The organism is Burkholderia sp. LMG 13014 (assembly GCF_905232215.1).
Lineage (GTDB): Bacteria > Pseudomonadota > Gammaproteobacteria > Burkholderiales > Burkholderiaceae > Burkholderia.
In genome coordinates, this window is sequence record NZ_CAJNKE010000800.1 from 1 (window position 1) to 2218 (window position 2218).

Sequence of the window (2218 nt, forward strand, 5' to 3'; positions counted from 1 at the left end):
GTGTGGCCACCGCCTTCCGCACCCTGCACGGTGACGATGTCCGCGCCGAGTTCGACGGCCTTCGCCGCGTGCTTCGGCGCGCCGACGGTCGGCATGCACACGATGCCGGTGTCCTTGAAGCGGCGGATCGTCTTCGCGTCGGGCCCGCGGCCGTAGCTGACCGCGCGCAGCCGGTGCTTGATCGCCAGCTCGACGACCTGCTGCGCGTTCTTCTGGAACATGTGGAAGTTGATGCCGAACGGCTGGTCGGTCAGCGACTTCACTTTCAGGATCTCGGCCTCGACCTGCTCCGGTTCGAGCGTCGCGCCGGCCAGGAAGCCGAAGCCACCGGCGTTCGCGGTCGCCGCGACGAGCCGTGCATCGGCCACCCAGCCCATCGCGGTCTGCACGATCGGGTAACGGCAGCCGAGCAGGTCGCACAAAGGCGTATGCAGCGTCGTGCTCATGCGGCGGCTCCGTCGACGGCGGCCGGCGCCTGCGCGTCGCTACGGTCCGCGCCGTTCGGCTGGCGCTGCGAGCTGGCCATGCTGCGCGCGTCGTAGCCGCCGAGGCGGTCGCCGCTCACCAGCTCGTTGTGCGCATGCGCGAAGTGGTGCCACGCGAACGCCGCATCCATCGCCGCGCGCTTGCCCTGCAGCTCCTCGACGTGATTCAGCGCCTGCTTGGTCAGCGTGAGCCCGAGGCGCGGCATCGTCGCGATCTTCGCGGCGATCGCGTAGGTCGCGTCGTGCAGCCGCTCGCGCGGCACCACGCGGTTGACCATCCCCATCTGGTACGCGCGTTCCGCCGGCATCCGCTCGCCGAGGAACAGAAACTCCTTCGCGATGCGCGGATTCAGCTCGTACGCATGCGCGAAATACTCGACGCCCGGAATCCCCATCCGCACGACCGGATCGGCGAAGAACGCATCCTCCGACGCGACGATCAGGTCGCACACCCACGCGAGCATCAGCCCGCCCGCGATGCACGCGCCCTGCACCATCGCGATCGTCGGCTTCGGCAAATCGCGCCAGCGCCGGCACATCCCGAGGTACACCTCCTGCTCGCGCGCATAGAGGAATTCGCCGCCCTCCTTGTCGACGTGGTCGTACCACAGCGATGCGCGGTCGAACGATTCGTGGATGTCGCGGCCCGGCGTGCCGATGTCGTGACCCGCCGAGAAATGCTTGCCGGCGCCCGCGAGCACGATCGCCTTCACCGCGTCATCGTGCGCCGCGCGCCGGAACGCCGCGTCGAGCGCATACGTCATCTTCGAGTTCTGCGCGTTGTGATACTCGGGGCGGTTCATCGTGATCGTCGCGATACCGCCGTCGACCGCGTAGTCGACGACACCGTCGCCGAAGGTCACCTGGGTCGCTTCCATGTCGTGCCTCATCCCCGGCGCGGCGCCGGATTGTTGCGCACGATCGTCGCGCGCAGGTTGTGCGGGTCGAGCGCGCGGACGATGCGCAGGTCTTCCGCAGTCGGCGGGGCCGTCGTGCCGAGATCCGGTGCGGCGATCAGCGGGAAGCCCGTCGCGTCCTGCACCTCGTCGAAGCTCACGCCCGGGTGCAGCGAACGCACGCGGATCGCGTGGTCGGTCCCGCCGAAATCCATCACGCACAGATCGGTGACGATGCTGCGCAGGTCGACGAAGGTCTTCATCCCGGGCAGCCGGCGCGCCGGGTTGTAGCCGACCGTGCACACCATGTCGACTTCGCTCTCGACGAACGTGCGCTTGCCGTGGCCGCTGACGAAGAACGAGTTCGCGTGGTTCGTCGTGTTGCCGGGGAAGCCGCGCGCGCCGAGCAGCTGGGTTTTCGGGCGCGCGTAGTCGTCGCCGAGCCACGAGATGTTGGCCTGGCCGAAACGGTCGATCTGCGTCGGCATCACGAGCGCATGGCGGCGGCCGTGCCACAGGCAGTCGAACACGCGTTCGTAGGTCATCCAGCCGCTCGCCTTCACGCGATAACCGTCGGGGCGCGGGCCGAGCGGCACCGGCTCCTCGACGAGATACGCTTCGCCGTCGGTCAGCATCAGCCCGTTGTTGTACGCGAGCCGCGCGAGGCCGGCCGCGAGCCGCGGGCCCGTGCCGATGCCAGTCGCCAGCACTTCGCCGTCGTCGCGCCAGAGTCGCGCGGACGCGACGATCATCAGTTCCGCGAGGGAATGGTCGAGAGATTCGCTCACAAGGCGCTCCTTTACAGAATCGGCAGCGGCAGCGTCGTCACGTGCGACA

General features: G+C 68.7%; 3 protein-coding genes. All 3 read right to left on the bottom strand.

Translation table 11 applies throughout. The features are described from left to right. Positions 1-446: nitronate monooxygenase (locus JYJ84_RS34745; protein ID WP_205190134.1), on the bottom strand; the 446-nt coding region annotated here is incomplete at its 3' end. Further along, positions 443-1363, bottom strand: coding sequence for an enoyl-CoA hydratase (locus JYJ84_RS34750; protein ID WP_175219630.1), 921 nt, complete (start codon positions 1361-1363; stop codon positions 443-445). The genes JYJ84_RS34750 and JYJ84_RS34745, both read right to left, overlap by 4 nt. An 8-nt stretch (positions 1364-1371) precedes the next feature. Beyond that, positions 1372-2169, bottom strand: a complete 798-nt coding sequence (locus JYJ84_RS34755) for a CoA-transferase subunit beta (RefSeq protein WP_175219632.1) — start codon at positions 2167-2169, stop codon at positions 1372-1374. Positions 2170-2218: the final 49 nt, after the last annotated feature.